17 protein-coding genes are annotated in these 18,798 nt (G+C 68.6%); 8 read left to right on the forward strand and 9 right to left on the reverse strand.

The genetic code is table 11. The features are described from left to right. Positions 1–344: 344 nt before the first annotated feature. Positions 345–2,255, forward strand: a complete 1,911-nt coding sequence (locus A605_RS12380) for an MFS transporter (protein ID WP_015401846.1) — start codon at positions 345–347, stop codon at positions 2,253–2,255. A 792-nt stretch (positions 2,256–3,047) separates the two neighbouring features. Here A605_RS12380 and lysS read toward each other — a convergent pair. Continuing rightward, on the reverse strand, positions 3,048–4,643 hold the full coding sequence (gene lysS / locus A605_RS12385; RefSeq protein WP_027004403.1) for a lysine--tRNA ligase: 1,596 nt from the start codon (positions 4,641–4,643) through the stop codon (positions 3,048–3,050). Positions 4,644–4,768: 125 nt separating this feature from the next. Between lysS and A605_RS12390 the strand changes: the two genes are divergently transcribed. From A605_RS12390 to A605_RS12400, 3 genes are all read left to right on the forward strand, one after another. After that, complete coding sequence (locus A605_RS12390; RefSeq protein ID WP_015401849.1) at positions 4,769–5,785, forward strand: SPFH domain-containing protein; 1,017 nt, start codon at positions 4,769–4,771, stop codon at positions 5,783–5,785. Positions 5,786–5,794: 9 nt separating this feature from the next. Then, positions 5,795–5,992 (forward strand): type II toxin-antitoxin system antitoxin, encoded by a 198-nt coding sequence (locus A605_RS12395; protein ID WP_015401850.1) that lies wholly within the window; start codon positions 5,795–5,797, stop codon positions 5,990–5,992. A 166-nt stretch (positions 5,993–6,158) separates the two neighbouring features. After that, positions 6,159–6,665 carry a DUF456 domain-containing protein gene (locus A605_RS12400; protein WP_027004402.1) on the forward strand — a complete coding sequence of 169 codons (507 nt, stop codon included), beginning with the start codon at positions 6,159–6,161 and terminating at the stop codon, positions 6,663–6,665. A gap of 267 nt (positions 6,666–6,932) precedes the next feature. Here the strand turns inward: A605_RS12400 and A605_RS12405 are convergent, their stop codons facing one another. Beyond that, positions 6,933–8,105, reverse strand: coding sequence for a globin domain-containing protein (locus A605_RS12405; protein ID WP_015401852.1), 1,173 nt, complete (start codon positions 8,103–8,105; stop codon positions 6,933–6,935). A gap of 267 nt (positions 8,106–8,372) precedes the next feature. Here A605_RS12405 and A605_RS12410 point away from each other — a divergent pair, with 267 nt between their 5' ends. From A605_RS12410 to A605_RS12425, 4 genes are all read left to right on the forward strand, one after another. After that, complete coding sequence (locus tag A605_RS12410; protein WP_027004401.1) at positions 8,373–10,478, forward strand: PhoX family protein; 2,106 nt, start codon at positions 8,373–8,375, stop codon at positions 10,476–10,478. A gap of 313 nt (positions 10,479–10,791) precedes the next feature. Further along, positions 10,792–12,546 carry a carbon starvation CstA family protein gene (locus A605_RS12415; protein ID WP_015401854.1) on the forward strand — a complete coding sequence of 585 codons (1,755 nt, stop codon included), beginning with the start codon at positions 10,792–10,794 and terminating at the stop codon, positions 12,544–12,546. A 1-nt stretch (position 12,547) separates the two neighbouring features. Then, the gene (locus tag A605_RS12420; protein WP_015401855.1) at positions 12,548–12,814 is read left to right on the forward strand and encodes a cory-CC-star protein; all 267 of its coding nucleotides are present in this window, start codon (positions 12,548–12,550) and stop codon (positions 12,812–12,814) included. After that, positions 12,805–13,779: an ArsA family ATPase gene (locus A605_RS12425; protein WP_015401856.1), complete on the forward strand. Its 975-nt coding sequence runs from the start codon at positions 12,805–12,807 to the stop codon at positions 13,777–13,779. The genes A605_RS12420 and A605_RS12425 overlap by 10 nt, the downstream gene beginning before the upstream one ends. Positions 13,780–13,869: 90 nt before the next feature. Here A605_RS12425 and A605_RS12430 read toward each other — a convergent pair whose 3' ends face one another. From A605_RS12430 to folP, 7 genes are read right to left on the reverse strand one after another with little or no spacing between them, the layout of a single operon-like run. Beyond that, a complete protein-coding gene (locus tag A605_RS12430) occupies positions 13,870–14,691 on the reverse strand; it encodes a pantoate--beta-alanine ligase (RefSeq protein WP_015401857.1) in 822 nt (273 codons plus the stop codon). Next, on the reverse strand, positions 14,688–15,395 hold the full coding sequence (locus tag A605_RS12435) for a 6PGD fold domain-containing protein (protein WP_015401858.1): 708 nt from the start codon (positions 15,393–15,395) through the stop codon (positions 14,688–14,690). The genes A605_RS12430 and A605_RS12435 overlap by 4 nt, the downstream gene beginning before the upstream one ends. Continuing rightward, a complete protein-coding gene (locus tag A605_RS12440) occupies positions 15,395–16,576 on the reverse strand; it encodes a DUF6779 domain-containing protein (protein ID WP_015401859.1) in 1,182 nt (393 codons plus the stop codon). The genes A605_RS12435 and A605_RS12440 overlap by 1 nt, the downstream gene beginning before the upstream one ends. Before the next feature lie 10 nt (positions 16,577–16,586). After that, positions 16,587–17,054 carry a DUF3180 domain-containing protein gene (locus A605_RS12445; protein WP_015401860.1) on the reverse strand — a complete coding sequence of 156 codons (468 nt, stop codon included), beginning with the start codon at positions 17,052–17,054 and terminating at the stop codon, positions 16,587–16,589. Then, on the reverse strand, positions 17,055–17,561 hold the full coding sequence (gene folK, locus A605_RS12450) for a 2-amino-4-hydroxy-6-hydroxymethyldihydropteridine diphosphokinase (RefSeq protein ID WP_015401861.1): 507 nt from the start codon (positions 17,559–17,561) through the stop codon (positions 17,055–17,057). It lies immediately after the preceding gene. Next, the gene (folB, locus tag A605_RS12455; RefSeq protein WP_015401862.1) at positions 17,561–17,950 is read right to left on the reverse strand and encodes a dihydroneopterin aldolase; all 390 of its coding nucleotides are present in this window, start codon (positions 17,948–17,950) and stop codon (positions 17,561–17,563) included. The genes folK and folB overlap by 1 nt, the downstream gene beginning before the upstream one ends. Beyond that, a complete protein-coding gene (gene folP, locus A605_RS12460) occupies positions 17,943–18,794 on the reverse strand; it encodes a dihydropteroate synthase (RefSeq protein WP_015401863.1) in 852 nt (283 codons plus the stop codon). The genes folB and folP overlap by 8 nt, the downstream gene beginning before the upstream one ends. Positions 18,795–18,798: the final 4 nt, after the last annotated feature.

Here is an 18,798-nt window from a genome sequence, read left to right on the forward strand (position 1 = left end):
CCTCAACGGGGCGCAGTACGCGAGTTTGCGACAACACCTGGTTCCGGGACATCGCCTCTCCGGTGGTTCAGCATCCCTCCCTGAGCAGAGATGAGCGCAGTGGGGTCAGCCCCTCCTCACCAGCTACACCCATTCTCCGGCATCTGGCCCCCACCGATGGCAACTGCTTGGACTAAGACTCAACTACGTGATACACTGTTGGGCTCGATGGCTACTTTGCCGTCACGGCGCATCGATGACACGACACGCGAGGTATCTGCAGAACCTTCTGACACGGCACGGTCGATCAGCCACTCCACCGCCGAATGTCAGGAAAATCCATGCCCCCATCTCAAACTGCCCCTGTGCACTCCCCGGGCCGTGCCGCCTGGATGATCGCGGTCGCGGCCGCCGCCGCGTTCCTCGCCACCTTCAACGAGACCTTCCTCAATGTCGCCTTCACGCCGATCATGGAGGACTTCAACGTCGACGTGAACACCGTCCAGTGGCTGACCACCGGCTATCTGCTGGTTGCCGCCGTGTTCGTACCGGTCTCGAACGTCCTCTACCACCGGTTCCCCACCCGCCCGCTGTTCGTCGCCGTCGTCGCGATCATGGTGGTCGGCTCGGTGGTGGGCGCCCTCGCCCCGACCTTCAGCGTGCTCCTCATCGCACGCCTGCTGCAGGCCATCGGCACAGGCCTTCTCACGCCCATCGGCATGAACATCACCCTGGCTGTCTCGCCGCGCGAGAAGCTGGGGCTCAACATGGGCATCATGGCTGCAATGACCACGCTGGGGCCGTCACTGGCGATCGTCCTGTCCGGCGCGCTTCTGACCGTTGCCCCGTGGACCACCCTGATGTGGGTCTTCGGTGGCCTCACCCTCATCGTGCTGCTGGCCGGCGCAATTGCTCTGCGCAATGTCGCTGAGCTGGGTCGCCAGGTTCTCGACATCCTGTCGTTCCTGCTCGTGGCAGTGGGCCTGGTCGGCATCCTCTACGGTGTGTCCTCCGCATTCAGTGGCACCGCCCTCTACGCCGGCGTCTCCGCCGTCATCGGCCTGCTGGCACTGTGGATGTTCGTCATCCGCCAGCGTCGTATCGAGCATCCGCTGATCGACCTGCGTCCGTTCTCCAGTGCCCCGTTCGTGTTCGGCGTGCTGATGACCATGCTCGGCCTGCTGTTCGTGTTCGCGATGAACGTCACCATTCCGCTGTTCCTGCAGGCCGCACACGGTATGGCGCCGCTGGGCGCCTCGCTCGCGCTCGCACCGGGAATCCTCCTCACCGTCGTGATGGGGCCGGTGGCAGGTCGCCTGTTCGACCGCCACGGTGGTCGTTGGTCGATTCCGCTCGGATTCCTCATCATGGCCGTCTTCGTCACCCTGGTCGGGGTGGCTGCCGGCTACTCATCGATCCTGCTCTTCGCACTGCTCTACATTCCGGCCGTGCTGGCCACTGCGTTCGTCATCGGACCGTCGCAGACCTTCGCCCTGTCCCACCTCGACCGGGAAACCAGCCCGCACGGTGTCACGGTGGTCTCCACCAGCTTCCAGATCGCCGGTTGCGTGGGCACCTCCCTGGCCGCCGGCATTTACGGTGCTCTGACCACCGCGAACCTGAACGCCGGAAACAACGAGTTCGACTCGCTGCTCACCGGCTTCCGCGGTGCTGTCGTCCTGGTGGTCGTCACCTCGCTGATCGGCATCCTCCTGGCGTTCCTCGCCTACCGCTCGGCGCAGTCCCAGCGCTCGACCGATACTGCCCAGAGCCCGGAGAACACCGTCGAGTCGATCATGAAGTCCGACGTCTACGCCCTGTCCTCCGACCAGACGGTGCTGGAGGCTCTGCAGACCTTCGCTGAACGCGGCATCTCCGGGGCACCGATCATCGATACGGACGGCTCCCTGGCAGGCTTCCTCTCCGATGGTGACGTCATGCGCTACCTGTCCGCAGCTCACCCGTCCTCCACGTCGATCTATTCCTACGCGATCGGTGCCGACGAGGACCTGGAGCAGGCCATGTCCGATCTGGCGGGCCTGAACGTCATGAAGCTGGCCACCCACGACGTCCTCACCATCGACGTCGGCTCCTCGATCGCAGATGCTGTTGCGGCGGTGTCGGACGCGCATATCAAGAAGGTGCCGGTGGTCCGCGGCGAGAACGGCCAGGTTGTGGGCATCGTGAGCAGGTCCGCAATCAACCGCCTGGCAATCGCCGGCTACCTGCACACCCGTGGGGAAGCCCCGCAGATGGCGGACGCGACGGCACGCTGAGCCACGGAGGCGGAAAGTCGTTGATTGAAGTAGGTCGGGTCCTGTGGGACCCGGTCTACTTTCGTCTGCAATCATACGGCCGACAATCAGCTCGGGCACTTCGAGCGAAAAGCAAGAGTCCTGATCCCGGCACACGGTTCATGGGGCTTCCGACTCCTGTCCTGAAAGTCATGTGAGCCAGCGGTTGCCGCCCGCGACCTGGATAACCGCCCAAAACCGGACGGTAAGTTTGTCGTGACGCGTGCCCACCCTGGGATTGTGCTTGTAGGTATGCAACCGCCCGATGACGTTGCGGCCCTCATGGGCCGCAGAATCGAAGACCGGTGGCCTCCCACCCCGGGTTCCTTTGGCCTTACTGTGGGCTTTCCGGCCTTCTTTGTCCGGGATCAGGGGGCGATGCCCCGACCCCGCAGGTATGACCGGTTCGCTGGGGAGACAGCAGGCCTTGTCCGCCGGCACCGCCACCCGTGTCTTTTCACGGCAGGAACGCTGACAGTAGATGGCGAGAATGGTCGGACCCTCCGGGCACTCGCCCTTTGAGGAGGTGTATTTCCCTGAATTTGCACCCAGTAGGCGGAACCTGAGTCAGGTCTTTTCTCGTCTTCGCCTGCCCATGCCCCGTTGGGGGCTACCTCGTCTGCCTCTGAAAGACCCCTCTTCGAGCATCCGCCCGGTCAGCTCTCCATCGCCGACCCCCACCGGAGCGATCCTTGAAACACAAAAACCGACGCCGCGCCCCACGCATACGGTGCGTGGGGCGCGGCGTCGTCAAACGGGGCGTCGAGAAGCGTGCTACTGCCTCGGTTCCGGCTTGACCATCGGGAAGAGCACGGTCTCGCGGATGCCCAGGCCGGTCAGGGCCATGAGCAGGCGGTCGATGCCCATGCCGCAGCCCGCGGTCGGCGGCATGCCCTGCTCCATGGCGGCGAGGAAGTCCTCGTCTAGCACCATGGCCTCGTCGTCGCCGCCGGCGGCCAGGCGGGCCTGGTCCTCGAACCGCTCGCGCTGGATGACGGGGTCGACGAGTTCGGAGTATCCGGTGGCCAGCTCGAAGCCGCGGACGTAGAGATCCCACTTCTCGGTCACGCCCGGCTTGGAGCGGTGCTGGCGGGTCAGCGGGGAGGTCTCGACGGGGAAGTCCTTGACGAAGATCGGGCCCTCGAGCTGGTCCTCACACAGCGTCTCCCAGATCTCCTCGACGAGCTTGCCGTGGCCCCAGCCGCCCTTGGCCGGGACCTCGAGGCCGATGACCTCCGCGATCGCCTTGAGCTCCTCGACACCTGTGTCGATGGTCACCTCGGGCTGGCCGGGGAACTTCGCCGCCAGCGCCTCGTTCAGGGAGGGGTACATCTCGATGACCGGCCACTCGCCGCCGAGGTCGTACTCGGTGCCGTCGGACAGCGTGACGGTGGTGGAGCCGAAGACCTCCTGCGCGACCGCCTGGACGAGGTTCTTGATCGTCTCGGCGCCATCGGAGTAGTCACCCCAGGCCTGGTAGGTCTCCAGCATCGCGAACTCCGGGCTGTGGGTGGAGTCCACGCCCTCGTTGCGGAAGTTGCGGTTGACCTCGAAGACGCGGTCGATGCCGCCGACGACGGCGCGCTTGAGGAACAGCTCGGGCGCGATCCGCAGGTAGAGATCGATGTCGAGCGCGTTGGAGTGGGTCCGGAAGGGACGGGCCGCGGCGCCGCCGTGCAGGGTCTGGAGCATCGGCGTCTCGATCTCCAGGAAGCCCTCGTCCTCGAGGTGGTGGCGCAGGGCGCGCATGACCATGATGCGGGTCATGGCGTTGGTGCGGGCCTGCTCACGCATGATGAGGTCGGTGTAGCGGTGACGCACCCGCTGGTCCTCGTTCATGTCGGCGAAGGCCACGGGCAGCGGGCGCAGGGACTTCGAGGCCATCGTCCAGGCGGTGGCCATCACGGACAGCTCGCCGCGGCGGGAGGCGACCACGCGGCCGCGCACGGAGACGAAGTCGCCCAGGTCCACGTCCGACTTCCAGCCGGCGAGCGCTTCCTCGCCGACCTCGGCGAGCGAGAGCATGGCCTGCAGCTGGGTGCCGTCGCCCTCCTGGAGGGTGGCGAAGCACAGCTTGCCGGTGTTGCGGATGAACATGACGCGGCCGACGACCGCGACCTCGGCCCCGGTCTCCTCGCCGGGGGCCAGGTAGGTCACGCCCTCGCGCTTCTCGACGTCCTCATCCTCCTTGACGACCACGAACTTCTCGCGCAGGTCCTTCAGCGAGGTGGTGCGGTCGACGGCGACGGGGTACGGCTCAACGCCGGACTCCAGCAGGCGGGCACGCTTCTCGCGGCGGATGCGCAGCTGCTCGGGAAGATCGTTGCCGGAATCGGCCTTGCTTGCCTGAGGATTCTTTGCGTCGGTCACGTCCTCCAAGGGTAGTGCATAGCGCGGTGGACAGCCGAAAAGACCTGGGCCCTAGAAATCTGATATCAGATTCCGTAAACTGATATCAGATTATCTCGCGCCCACCCGACCCGGAAGGACCCGCCATGACCACTCCCCCACACCCCTCCGACCACGACCCTGACCCGGCGACCGACCAGGACGTCTCCCCCGTCCCTGGGGCCGAGGTCGCCGACCGCCCCGTCGGTCACGATGGTGCCCGGGTCGACGTCACCGAGCAGCCGACCTGGACCGCCGGGGCCGGCGCCGCCGCAGCCACACTCGTCGTCACGCTCATCCTCCTCTTCGGTGGCATCGGCCTGGCCATCTGGGGAATCTTCCTGATGGACGGCAACGGCGACGGCGGCCCCGCACTGCTCACCCTCGGTATTCTCGCGGCACTCGTGTCCTTCATCCTGATGCCGATGATCAAGATCATCTCGCCCGGCCACACCCACGTGGTCCAGTTCTTCGGCCGCTACCTGGGCACCAACCGCCGCACCGGACTCTCCCTGATCCCGCCACTGTCCTACTCCACCAAGGTCAGCGTGCGGGTGCGCAACTTCGAGACCAGCGAGATCAAGGTCAACGACCTGGGCGGCAACCCGGTGATGATCGGGGCGATCATCGTCTGGCAGGTCGCCGACACCGCCAAGGCCACCTTCTCCGTGGAGGACGTCGAGGAGTTCATCCAGTCCCAGTCCGAGTCCGCCCTGCGGCACGTGGCCACCTCCCACCCCTACGACGGCGGCACGGCCAACAACCCCTCCCTGTCCGGTTCGACGGACCTGGTCTCCCGTGAGCTGGCCGATGAGGTCGCCGCGCGGGTGAAGGTCGCCGGCCTGGAGATCCTCGAGGCCCGCATCTCCGCCCTGTCCTACGCCCCCGAGATTGCGCAGTCGATGCTGCAACGCCAGCAGGCCACGGCGATCGTCGACGCCCGCGAGACCATCGTCGATGGTGCGGTGTCCATGGTGGAATCCGCCCTCGCCGAGCTGGAGCGCAAGGAGATCGTGGATCTGGACCCGGAGCGGCGCGCCGCGATGGTGTCCAATCTGCTGGTCGTCCTGTGCTCGGACACCAACGCGCAGCCGATGATCAACACCGGCAGCCTCTACACTTAGAGCCACTCCATGGCACGTAAAAGCATTGCCCTGCGCATCGATCCGGCCGTCCACGAGGCCATCACCCGCTGGGCCGACGACGAAACGCGCAGCGTGAACGCCCAGATCGAGGTCATGCTGCGCGATTCACTGCGTCGCGCGGGTCGACTGCCCCGCGACGTGGGCGAGCTCCCCCGCCGTGGGCGGCCCCCGAAGGAAGCGGGGTAGGTTGACGGGCCCACCGGTCAGCGAGGGGCAAAAACCGGTGACAGTGAGCGATTCCCGGCCCCCATTGTCCGAGGTGCGGCGCCCCTCCCCCGTCCCCCTCCGGGCAAAGGGCGTGCGGGCCCATAAACGCGTGGTGCCCGAGTGGGACCGGTGGGACACTGGCCCCATGGACACCACCACCCTTGAAGCCATCATCACCATCGTCGCCGGGTTACTGCTCGCGGTCGGCGTGTTGGGCACGATCTTCCCGATTCTGCCCGGATCCGTCCTGGTGATCATCACTCTTGTCGCGTGGGCCTGGCTGGTCGGATCGACCGCGTCCTGGACGGCAGCCCTGATCGGCGTTGTGCTCGCGCTGATCGGAATGAGCGCATCCCTCGTACTGACGGGACGCAAGATGCGCCGGGAACGCATCCCGAACGGACCGGTGGTGGCCGGCGTCGTGGTGGGCATTGTGGGAATGTTCATCATCCCGGTTGTCGGGCTGTTCCTCGGTTTCGCCGTCGGCCTGCTGATCGCCGAGCTGGTCCGTCGACGAGACCTCGCCGCGGCCTGGCGCTCCTCGTGGGAGGCGATGAAGTCCATGGGACTCGGCATGCTGCTCGAGTTCGTCTTTGCCTCGCTGGCCACCTCGGCGTTCGTCATCGGAGCCTTGATCCATTTCTTCACGTGACGACGTGAAAGCGGGGGCGACGGAAGGCAGCAGGCAAAACCCTGGGGCGACAAACACGGACGGGCACCGCCCTCCCGGGGCTCCGCGCCGACGATCACCGACAACGTGGCCGCCCTGTGCGCCGAGACCCCCTCGCCCCGGCACCCGAAATCCGCTCGGACGACAACGGAGGGAGGTTGCCCGATCGCAACCTCCCTCCGTCACCCGGCGCACCGGGTGGTCATTATTCGCGCGGACCCTGCCCGGACCCACGCGCCGCCCCACCCGCTAGAGCAGCCAGTCGTTCGGGGAGAACAGCTCGTAGTGGACCTCGCGCGGGGCCCTGCCCTCGGGCAGCCCGGCGAGCTGGGCGCGCATGCTCTGCAGGAACTGGTTACCGCCGCACAGGTAGACATCGGCGTCGGCCGGCACCGCGTCGACGGTGACGAGCTCACCGTTGTCGCGGTAGAAGGTGTGCAGGCTGGCGTTCGGCAGCTGCTCGACAAGCGCGCGGGTCTGCTCCCGCTGCGCGTCCGTGGCCTCGCTGTCATCGCCGTGGAGCACCACGATCTCCCGGTCGGAGCCGTTCTCGACCAGGCGGGCGAGCATGCCGACCATCGGGGTGGAGCCGATGCCGTTGGAGGCCAGCACCACCGGGGCGTCGCTGCCCTCGGCCAGGACGAGGTCACCGGCGGCGAGGGTGGCCTGCACCCTGTCGCCGACCTCGACATTGTCCTGCAGGAAGGCGGAGACCTCACCGTCCCGGGCGACGGCGATGCGGTACTCGTCGGCCGAGCCGTCGAGCAGGGAGTACTGACGCAGCTGACGGGCACCGTCGGGCAACTTCACACCGACGGAGGTGTACTGGCCCGGGCGCGGCTTCGTCAGTCCCTCGCCGCTGAGGGTGAACATGGTGACCGTGCCGGTGAGCTCCTCCTTGGCCGTGACGGTGACGTCGCGGAAGACGTCGCCCGGTTCGACGTTGGCGGAGGCGTAGAGCGCGTCCTCGTGGCCGATGAGGGTCTCGGCCATCAGCCAGTAGACCTCGTCCCAGGCCTCGGCGACGTCGGCGGTGACGACGTCCGCACCCAGCACCTCCACGATCGCGGCGAAGAGGTTGTCGTGGACGACCTGGTACTGGTCCTCGGTGATGCCCAGGGAGACGTGCTTGTGGGCGATGCGGCCCAGCAGGTCGACCGGGTCCGGAGCCTCGGGATCCACCAGGGTCTTCGCGAAGGTGGCGATGGAGGCGGCCAGCGCCTTCTGCTGGGCGGAGCTCTTCTGGTTGCCGCGGTTGAAGGTGTTGGCCAGCAGTTCCGGGTGATTGCCGAACATGGTGCGGTAGAAGACCCGGGCGATCTCTTCGATCTGACCGCCGACGAGCGGCAGCGTCGCCTTGATGGTCTCCTCGTGCTCCGGGGTGAGGTGACGGGTGCGGGTGGGCTGGGTGGTGACGAACAAGGGGACTCGCTCCTTCGGGGGCAGAAACAACGACAGGAATGAGATTAACACGAGTTAAGCCGTTTCAATTAATTTCCCCGGCCAAACCCGTGCGATTTGGATCACACATACCTCGCTTCGTGAGGAGCCTCGTCACATCTTCGCCCGCTGGCCGCATTAAATTCATCGCGGCGTAACTTTCCACTCTCCATTCGGTCACATGCGTCTCCTACGATTCCCTTGGTCTTCGCAACAGATTGAAATTTTTTAGAGCCTTTGGAGGGCACCGTGGCACTGAAGGGCCTCAACCTTCTCACCAATAAATTCACCTCAAGCCGCAGCTCCATGACCTGTGAGTACAAGTGCGGCAACGCCTGCTTCGGCGAGTGTGACAACAAGTCCGACAACCCGTACTTCGGCGATCTGATGTCGCGCCGCTCCGCGCTGAAGGCGGGCGGCCTGACCGTCCTGACCGTCGGTGGCGCCGCGGCCCTGGCGGCCCCGGCCGCCGCACAGAGCTCCCTGTCCTCCTGGGGCAGCTCCTCGTCCTCTCTCCCCGGCAGCAGCAACAACGGCGGCACCGGGCACGTCTCCGCCCCGGGCCTGCAGTTCACCCCGGTCGAGCCGAACACCCTCGACGACGTCGTCGTCCCCGCCGGGTACGAGCAGTCCGTGCTCATCGCCTGGGGCGACCCGGTCATCGAGGGCGCACCCGGGTTCGACATCAACAACCAGACCCCCGAGGCCGCCGCGCGGCAGTTCGGCTTCAACAATGACTTCGCCGGCCTGCTCGCGCACCCGTCCGATCCGAACCGCCTGGTGTACGTGGCCAACCACGAGTACACCACCGAGCCGGACATGCACCCGAACTACGATTCGGAGAACCCGACCAGGGAGCAGGTCGAGATCGGCTGGGCCGGCCACGGCATGACCGTCCTCGAGGTGTCCAAGGTCGCCGGCTCCGGTGAGCTGAAGCGCGAATTCGGACCGCTCAACCGCCGCATCACCGCCACCACCCCGTTCCGCCTGGTCGGTCCGGCCGCCGGCTCCGACCATGTCAAGACCTCCGCCGACCAGACCGGTACCCACGTCCTGGGTACCCTGAACAACTGCGCCGGCGGCGTCACCCCGTGGGGCACCATCCTCTCCGGCGAGGAGAACTTCAACCAGTACTTCGCCAACGCCAGGGGCGACCTTGACCCGCGCGTGAAGGAGTCCCTGGACCGCTTCGGCATCGGCGAAGGCGAGTCGGGCCGCAAGTGGGAGCGCTTCGACGACCGTTTCGACGTCGCCAAGGAACCGAACGAGGTCAACCGCTTCGGATACATCGTCGAGCTCAACCCGCTCGACCCGGACTCCACCCCGGTCAAGCACACTGCCCTGGGCCGCTTCAAGCACGAGGCCGGCAACGTCCACATCACCGGCGACGGCACCGTCGTCTGCTACTCCGGTGACGACTCCCGCTTCGAGTACCTCTACAAGTTCGTCTCCTCGAAGAAGATGATCGAGGGCAACCTCGAGCACAACATGACCATCCTCGACGCCGGCACCCTGTACGTCGCCCGCATGGACGGCGACTCCCCGCAGAGCGAGATCGACGGCTCCGGCGAGCTCCCGTCCGACGGTGAATTCGACGGCACCGGCACCTGGGCCCCGCTGCTGACCGCCCACGCCGACGGCACCGCCGAGTCCCACGTCGAGGGCTTCTCCGCCGACGAAGTGGCCGTCTTCACCCGCGAGGCCGCAGATGTCGTGGGCGCGACCAAGCTGGACCGCCCGGAGGACGTCGAGGCCTCCCCGAAGACCGGCAAGGTCTACATGGCGCTGACCAACAACTCCTACCGCGGCGCCACCGGCGAGAACGCCGACCGCAGCAAGGAGGGCGTCATGGAGTACGCCCCCATCAAGGAGAACAAGAACGGCCTGGTCATGGAGATCGACGACGACCACGCCGGTACCGGATTCACCTGGAACCTGCTGCTCGTCTGCGGCGATCCGGACGAGGCCTACACCTACTTCGGCGGCTTCGACAAGTCCCGGGTCTCCCCGATCTCCTGCCCGGACAACCTGGCCTTCGACTCCCACGGCAACCTGTGGGTCTCCACCGACGGCAACGCTCTGGGCTCCAACGACGGCCTGTACGCCGTGGACGTCGAGGGGGAGAACCGCGGCGAGCTCAAGTGCTTCCTCACCGTCCCGCAGACCGCCGAGACCTGCGGCCCGATCATCAACGACGAGCGCGTCCTGGTCAGCGTCCAGCACCCGGGTGAGGCCGACGGCGCGACCGTCGAGAACCCGGCCTCCCACTGGCCGGGTGGCGGCAACTCCAACCCGCGTCCGGCAGTGGTCGTCGCCTGGAAGGCCGACGGCGGCCGCATCGGCGTCGAGGCGTAATCACGCCGGTGCCCCGGCCCCGGTGAGCGGCTGACCGCCGCCCACCTCCACGACCGCCCGTCCCCCGCCCCCGGGAGACGGGCGGTCTTCTCCATTCCGGGGCACCGGGGGCAGGGGCCGCGGGCCACCCCGTCAGGCCACCCCACCGCGAGAGAAATCCCCGAACGGTGCACGCCCGGCGGCAACTCGGGATAGGTTGAAGTTGGCGTGACGCAAGACACATGCCCCATGTGCCTGCGTCCCATCCACTCCCGCCGCGCGGCGTTCCCGTTACGACTGTGACGACCGCGAGTGACATCCGGAAGGCGCATCCATGAACTCCCTGATTCTCGTCGGCATCGGCCTGGCCATGATGATCGCCGGGTACCTGCTCTACTCCAGATTCCTGGGCAAACGCATCTACCAGCTCTCCCCCTCCTACCGCACCCCGGCCCACACCATGAAGGACGGGGTCGACTACGTCCCGACCAACAAGTACGTGCTGTGGGGCCACCACTTCACCTCCGTCGCCGGCGCCGCCCCGATCGTGGGCCCGGCCGTCGCCGTCATCTGGGGCTGGTTGCCGGCCTTCATCTGGGTCACGGTCGGCACCGTCTTCATCGCCGGCATGCACGACCTCGGCGCACTCTGGGCCTCGCAACGCCACAAGGGCCAGTCCATCGGCACCCTGTCCGGCCGCTACATCGGCGCCCGGGGACGCAACCTGTTCCTGGTGGTCATCTTCCTGCTGCTGCTCATGGTCGTTGCGGCCTTCGCCGTGGTCATCTCCGGCCTCCTGGTCTCCACTCCGACGGCGGTCATCCCGACCTGGGGAGCGATCATCGTCGCCCTGCTCATCGGTCAGGCCATCTACCGCTTCCACTGGAATCTGCCGATCGTCTCGGTCGTCGGCGTCGTCGCCCTCTACTCCCTGATGATCATCGGCGACCGGTTCCCGATCGTGCTGCCGGAGTCCACCTTCGGGCTGAGCCCGGCCGCGTTGTGGATCCTCCTGCTCTTCATCTACGGGGGCGTCGCCTCCCTGCTGCCCGTGTGGGTGCTGCTGCAGCCGCGTGACTACATCAACGGTCTCCAGCTGTTCGTCGGCCTGGGCATCCTCTACGCGGCCTTCCTGTTCACCGCCCCCACGGTCGTCGCCCCGGCGGTCAACTCCGCCGTGCCCGAGGGCACGCCGTCGATGTTCCCGCTGCTGTTCGTCACCATCGCTTGCGGCGCGATCTCCGGCTTCCACGGCATCGTCGCCTCCGGCACCTCCTCCAAGCAGCTGGACAAGGAGACCGACGCCCGCTTCGTCGGTTACTTCGGCGCCGTCGGGGAGGGTCTGCTCTCGCTGGGCACGATCGTCGCCACCACCGCGGGTTTCCGCACCATCGCCGAGTGGGAGTCGATCTACACCGCCTTCAACGAAGGCGGCGTCGGCGCCTTCGTCGAGGGCGGCGGCAACCTGATCAACGAGGGCCTGGGCATCCCGGTGTCCCTGTCCGCCACCATCCTCGCCACCATGGCCGTCCTGTTCGCGGCCACCACGATGGACACGGGGGTGCGCCTGCAGCGCCTGGTCGTCCAGGAGATCGGCGAGATCATGGGTGTGAAGCTCGGTGCCCTGGTCGCCACCGTGATCGTCGTGGTCGTGGGACTGGCCCTGACCTTCTCCGCCGGCGGCGACGGCTCGGGCGGCATGCTCATCTGGCCGCTGTTCGGCACCACCAACCAGCTGATGGCCGCCCTGACGCTGTCCATCATCTGCGTCATCCTCACCCGCCTGCGCCGCCCGACCTGGATGATCCTCATCCCGCTGGTCTTCGTGCTGGTGATGAGCCTGTGGGCGCTGGTCGTCCAGCTCGGACAGTTCCTCGCGGACGGGAACTGGCTGCTGCTGTTCCTCGACGTCGTCATCCTCATCGCCGCCCTGTGGGTCACCGTCGAGGCCTTCGGCGCGATGAACCGCGCCCGCCGCGAGCCGGCGGTGGTCTGGTCCGACGACGATGTCGACGCCCCCGCCCCGGCGCGGGCCGGCACCGGGGACGACAGCACGGACGACGACGTCCTGGCCGACCGGAGGTTGTGACGTGGCCGGGCTCCTCGCGCGCCTGCGCGCCGCCTCCGACGCCCTGACAGAGTACTACGCCGCCCCCTACCGGGCGAGCTTCGCCCGGGCGCAGCGGCAGGAGGACGACCTGTTCATGATGCTGGTCCTCTCCGAGGCGCTCGGGGTGCCCAACCCCGCCAGCTACTACACCCTCGAGCTCCTGCCCGTGGTCTACGAGGACTTCCACGACTGGCACCGGCGCATGGGCATGGAGCACTCCCCGCTGGAGAACATCTCATGCTGTTAGACCTCATCGGCGACCGGCGGGTCGTGTTCTTCGGCGGCAAGGGCGGCGTCGGCAAGACGACGGTCGCCTCCGCCGCCGCCCTGGCACTGGCCTCCCGCGGCCGGCGCGTGCTCCTGGTCAGCACCGACCCGGCGCACAACCAGGGGCACCTGTGGGACCGGCGCATCGGTGACCGTACCGTCGCCGTCGCCGAGCGTCTCGACGTCGTGGAGATCGACCCGGCGCGCACCACCGACGAGCATCTCGCCCAGGTCGGGGAGACGATGCGGGCGATGATGCCCGAGCGCCTCCGCGGCGAGGTGGACAAACACCTGCGGTTGGCGGCTCAGGCACCCGGCACCCACGAGGCGGCGGTGCTCGAGCGCATCGCGGGCATCGTGACCGACGACGCCCGCGACTACGACCACGTCATCGTGGACACCGCCCCCTCCGGGCACACCGCCCGGCTGATGGCCCTGCCCGAACTGATGGCCGCCTGGACGGACGGGCTGCTCGACCGGCGCGCCCGTTCCGAGAAACTCAGCGCCGCCGTGCGCGGACTGTCGCCGACCGGGAAGGACACGGTGGCCGGCCGCGCCGAGGATCCGGTGGACCGCCGCGACCGGCGGCTGCGCCGGATCCTGCTGGCCCGGCGCGAGCGGTTCACGGCCCTGCGGGAGACGCTGGCCGATCCGGACCGCTGCGTGTTCTTCCTCGTGCTGGCCGCCGAGCGGCTGCCCGTGCTGGAGACCGTCGAGTTCCACGCCGAACTCACCGCCTCCGGGGTGCGGGTCGGCGGGTGCGTGGTCAACCGGCGCTCCCCGGCCGACCAGGGCGAGTTCCTGGCGCGCCGGCACGACCTCGAGGAGGGCTTCCTCGCCCAGCTGCGGACCGAACTGCCCGGCCTGCCGGTGGTCCAGCTGCCGCTGGAGGCCGGGGACATCACCGGGCACGAGGCACTGGAGCGCTTCGCCGTGCGGCTGTGAGGCCGGGTCCGGGCGAACGGTCCGGGAGAAAACACGCCTCCGGAACTTCGTCCCTGCCCGGCCCCACCGCCACCACCGCCACCGTGCCGGTCAGTCCTGTTGTTCGGCCTCGATGTTCTTGAACCCGATGCCCAGCGGCAGGCCGACGTTGTCGGTCAGGCGGACCCCGCCGAGCTCGACGGCGATCAGCAGGCGCGCGTCGCCCTTCTCCGGGGCGTCACCGAGGTCGATGCCGCGCAGCTCCAGGTAGTCGGATGCCACTCCGGCGGCGTCCAGCACGCCGCGGGCGGTCGCCAGGACGACGTCGGCCCCGTGTTCCGCGACGTGCGCCCCGGCGGTCAGGGCCGCCGAGAGTGTCACCGCCTTCTCCCGGTCCGCCTCGGCGACGCGCGCGTTGCGCAGGGAGACCGCCAGTCCGTCGGGCATGCGGACCGTCGGCACGCCGAGCACCCGCACCCCGAGATGCAGGTCGGTCACCGCGTGCTGGAGGGCCAGCAGCTGCTCGTAGTCCTTCTCGCCGCAGACCACGTCCGACGGGCCGACGGCGTTGATGAGGGTGAGCGCCAGGGTCAGCCGGCCGGCGGTCTCTGCGACCGGCTCGAGATCCAGGTCAACGGGCCAGACCATGGTCCGCAGTCCACGCGGCCACAGGGCGTCCTGGCTGTACCGGTAGACGGCGTCGACCGACTCGGCGGCGAAGGCCTCGGGCAGTTCCTCGCCCGCCCAGGCGACCACCACGACCGCACCGCGGATGCGGCGGGCGGCCCGGATGAGGGCGATGTGACCGGCGTGCAGCCCGCGGCCCAGTGGCACGAGCACGACGGGTCTGCCCACCTTGCGCATGGCGCGGGACAGCACGGCGATCTGGCCGGCGTCCTCGAAGACGGTGGCCTGGCCGGGGGTGAATGTCACGGTCTCTCCTCCTGAATCGCCCACAGTTCCACATCGTCGACGCGGGTGAGCTCCGCGGTCCGCCGGGCCAGTTCCCGGAATGCCCGGGCCAGCCCCGGGTCCTCAATGGCCTTCTGCTGATCGACGACGCCGCCGGGACCGGCGACCGGCCCCAGGGCACGCCGGGTGCCCGGGGAATCGACGATCTCCTGGGCGTGGTCGACATTGCCCAGCGCCTCCGCCAGCAGCGTGACCGCGTCCTTGCGGACCGTCTCGATGAAGCCGGCGTAGGTCATGCCCGCGGCCAGCCGGGCGCGCTGGGTCTCGGAGACCACCAGGGCGTTGCCGCCGAGTTCGCCGACGAGCAGTTCGACGATCGTCTCCCCCAGCTCGTCGGCCGCCCCGACCGCCCACAACCGCTTGCTCAGCGGGTGCGCGGCGACCACGACCGCACCGGAGGGCTCCAGCGGGTCGAAGACCTGCACCCCCAGGGCGAGGCAGGTGTGCAGATAGATCTGGCCGCGCCGGGCCCGGGCGGACAGCTGCTCGACGAGGGCGGGCAGGTCCGCCGCGGAGGCGGAGACGATCACCAGCTCCAGATCGGCGGCGGCCTCGGGATCCTCGAGCATGTCGACGGTGTGGCCGACCTCCGCCAGGCTGCGGCCCAGCCGGTGGCCCTCGGGGTCCTCCCCCAGCACGCCCACCCGTAGTCGGGGAGCCTGCATCAGTTCTCCTTCTTCTTGAGATTCGCCATCAGCTCGGCGACGGAGATGCCCTCGGTGTGCTCGTCCCGGCGGCGACGGCCCCGACGCGGCTCATCGTCCTCGACAGGGGCGTCGGTGACGGGAGTGGCGGTGGCCGGTTTCTCAGTCTTGTCCGCCTGCCCGCCCTCGTCGGCCTGGCCCTTTTTCTGTGGCTCGGCTGCTGACTCGGCCGCCGGCTCCGCAGGCTTCCCGGGCGTCTTCCCGGCCTTCTTCTCCGACTGGTCAGGCTTGTCGGCCTTCTTCTCCGACTTCTTGTCCTGCTTCTTCCCGTTCTTCGGCTCCGCGGGTTTCTCGTCCTCGGCGGACTTCTTGTCATCCTGCCCGGCGGCGCCCTTGGACTTCGCGTCCTCGGCACCGCCCTGGTCCCACGGCACGGTCTGGAAGGAGCCGGTGTCGAAGATGCGGCGCGGCCCCTTGCCCGTGGCCGGGGCCTCCTCGCCCTGCCGCTCCTGGCGGTAGCTCTCGCTGATGAGGTTGGTCAGGGGGTTGACCTGCGGGCGGGAGGGCTCGTACTGGCCGAGGCGGCCGGAGATGGCCTCGGCGGAGGGTGCGCCGGAGACATGCGGGCGTAGCGGCTTCCCGCGGGCGTCGCTGCCCGTGGCCGCGGCGTCCCTGTCGCTGTCGTCGTCCAGGTCCACCAGGTCACCCGCATCGAAGCCCGCGCGGGCGGCGGAGGTGCGGGCCTCGAGTTCCTGGATGCGGCGGGCCTCGGCACGCAGGGCGGCCGGCTCATAGCCGAACTCGCGACCGTTGAGTTCCTCGAGCTGGGCACGCAGGGCGGCCAGTTCCTGCTTGATCTCCTCGAGCACCTCGGTGTCGCGGGCCAGCTGCTTGTCGCGCAGCTCGACCTCCCTGCCACGCTGCTCGGACCTGCGCTCGGCGGCGGCCTTCTCCATCTCGGCGCGGTGGAGGTCCTCCCGGTGCTCCATCTCCTCCTGGGAGCGCTCGGCCTGGCGGCGGTAGCGGGTGACCAGGAAGAAGCCGATGATCGCCGCCCACAGGGCCGCCAGCAGGGCGATCTTGAGTGCGCCGTCGCTGTTGGTGAACAGCATGATCAGGCTCGCGATGAGGGCGAGCGCGACGAGCACGATCAGCAGGATCTGACCGCGGTCGTAGCCACCTGGGGAATTCTCGGCACTCATGGGGTCCACTCTATCCAACGTATTCCCCTTCAGTGGGTGGCGGCACCTCGCAGTTTCGTTCGAGAAACACCCCCGCCGCCGCCAGGGCCAGACCGCCGAGTGCGGAGGCGATCACTCCGGGCAGGTCGTCGGCGGCGGCGAGCAGCTCCCCGGCCTTGGGCAGCACATAGGTTCCGATGCCGAGGTACGCCCCACCGACGATCGCCCCGGTCCACGCGGAGGCCTTGCCGACGAGCAGGAACTGCGCGGCGGTGACGGGGTTGAGCTGGCTGCGGTCCATCCCGATCCCCCCGTCCTCCTTGCGGTCGCGCACGCGCAGGGCGAGGAAGACACAGACGATCGCCATCACCCACAGGGTGACCGACACGGTGGCGGGGATGGCCATCATGGAGCCGTAGAAACCCCAGGTGAGGATGGCCAGGACGGCGGCGACGAACCCACCGGTGGCCGTGAGGGCGATGACCGACGTCCTCTTCATCTAGCGTTCCCCGTCCTCCAGGGTGCCCACCCGGCGGATCGACTCGACCTCGGAGGCCTCCAGCCCGGCGACCAGGTCGAAGACGCGCCGGCCGTGCAGGCGGGCCTCACCGTCGGCCGCCAGCCAGGGCACGAGGACGAAGGCGCGTTCATGCGCGTAGGGGTGCGGCAGGGTCAGCACCGGGTCATCGGAGTGCACCTCCGCGCCGTCGTCCCCGGTGACCTGCACGACGTCGACGTCGAGGGTACGCGGACCCCAGTGTCGCACGCGCACGCGCTCGGCCTCGTTCTCCAGGCGCTGGCCACGGCGCAGCAGCTCCAGCGGGGACGCGTCGACGTCGACGATGAGCACGGCGTTGAGGAACTCGTCCTGGTCGGTCACGCCCCACGGCGGGGTGGAGTAGACGGGCGAGGCCGCGACGAGCTCGCCGCGGAACTCGGCGTGGACGCCGCGCAGCAGGGCCCACCTGTCCGCCATGTTCGAGCCGATGGACAGCACCGCGCGCATCAGGCGTTCCTGAACTTCGCGGCGTTCTTACGGGAGCGGCGCGCGACCACGGCGACGTCGCGGAAGGTGCGCGGGATGGGGGCCTCCGGCTTGTGGATGGTCACCTCGACGGCGTGCAGCCGGTCGAAGCGGACGATGACGGTGTCGGCGATCTCCGCGGCGACGGTCTCGATGAGGTCGCGCGGGGCACCGGTGACGATGTCGTGGGCGAGTTCGGCGAGCTCACCGTAGTTGACGGTCCTGGCCAGATCATCGTCGGCGGCGGCCTCGGCGAAGTCGAGCCAGCAGGTCACGTCCACCAGGAAGGTCTGGCCGTCACGCTTCTCGTGCTCGAAGACCCCGTGGTGGCCGAAGCACTCCAGTCCCGTGAGTTCGATGCGGTCAGCCACGGCCGCCTCCCCAGCGCCAGGCGGCGGCGACGTCGACGGCGTCGCGGGAGACGGGCACGTCGTGCACGCGCACGCCCCACGCGCCCATGTGCGCGGAGATCGCGGTGACCGCGGCGGTGGCCGGGTCGGCGTCGGTGGGCACCGTCTCCAGGCCGCGGTCTCCGCGCACGGCGGCGAGGAAGCGCTTGCGGGACGCACCCACCAGGATGGGGAATTCCCCGCCGATGAACTCGGGCAGGGCGCCCAGCAGGGCCCAGTTGTCCTCGCGCGACTTCGCGAAGCCCAGCCCCGGGTCGAGCACGATGTTGCCGCGGTCCACGCCCGCGTCCAGTGCGGAGGAGACCAGGCGGTCGAGGGTGTCGTGCACGTCCTTGACGACGTCCCCGCCGTGGTCGGCCTGGCCCGCGGCGTCCCCGAAGCGCACGGTGCGCCAGTGCATGAGGCACACCGGGATGTCGGCGTCGGCCATCACGCGGAACATGTCCGCATCCGCCAGGCCGCCGGAGACGTCGTTGACCATCGCGACGCCGGCCTCCGCGGCGGCCTCGGCGACCGACGCCCGCATGGTGTCCACGCTGGTGGGAATGCCGTCGGCGGCCAGTGCCCGGATGACGGGCACCACCCGGTCGCGCTCGACGTCGGCCTCGACCCGCACCGCGCCAGGGCGGGTGGACTCGCCGCCGACGTCGATCATGTCGGCGCCCTGGTCCACCAGCTCGCGGGCGTGGGCGATGGCGGCGTCGAAGTCCAGCCACCGCCCGCCGTCGGAGAAGGAGTCCTCGGTGACGTTGACGATGCCCATGACCAGGCAACGGCCCGGGACGGTGAGATCAGAGACGCGCATGGTG

This window comes from Corynebacterium halotolerans YIM 70093 = DSM 44683 (genome assembly GCF_000341345.1).
GTDB classification, from domain to species: domain Bacteria; phylum Actinomycetota; class Actinomycetes; order Mycobacteriales; family Mycobacteriaceae; genus Corynebacterium; species Corynebacterium halotolerans.

Bases quoted from the DNA above. Each gene is read 5' to 3' on its own strand.
- A605_RS12445 (WP_015401860.1), bottom strand. From the start codon at position 17,054: ATGAAGAGGACGTCGGTCATCGCCCTCACGGCCACCGGTGGGTTCGTC.
- A605_RS12440 (WP_015401859.1), bottom strand. From the start codon at position 16,576: ATGAGTGCCGAGAATTCCCCAGGTGGCTACGACCGCGGTCAGATCCTG.
- A605_RS12400 (WP_027004402.1), top strand. From the start codon at position 6,159: ATGGACACCACCACCCTTGAAGCCATCATCACCATCGTCGCCGGGTTA.
- A605_RS12425 (WP_015401856.1), top strand. From the start codon at position 12,805: ATGCTGTTAGACCTCATCGGCGACCGGCGGGTCGTGTTCTTCGGCGGC.
- folP (WP_015401863.1), bottom strand. From the start codon at position 18,794: ATGCGCGTCTCTGATCTCACCGTCCCGGGCCGTTGCCTGGTCATGGGC.
- folK (WP_015401861.1), bottom strand. From the start codon at position 17,561: ATGCGCGCGGTGCTGTCCATCGGCTCGAACATGGCGGACAGGTGGGCC.
- A605_RS12415 (WP_015401854.1), top strand. From the start codon at position 10,792: ATGAACTCCCTGATTCTCGTCGGCATCGGCCTGGCCATGATGATCGCC.
- A605_RS12435 (WP_015401858.1), bottom strand. From the start codon at position 15,395: ATGCAGGCTCCCCGACTACGGGTGGGCGTGCTGGGGGAGGACCCCGAG.
- A605_RS12390 (WP_015401849.1), top strand. From the start codon at position 4,769: ATGACCACTCCCCCACACCCCTCCGACCACGACCCTGACCCGGCGACC.
- A605_RS12395 (WP_015401850.1), top strand. From the start codon at position 5,795: ATGGCACGTAAAAGCATTGCCCTGCGCATCGATCCGGCCGTCCACGAG.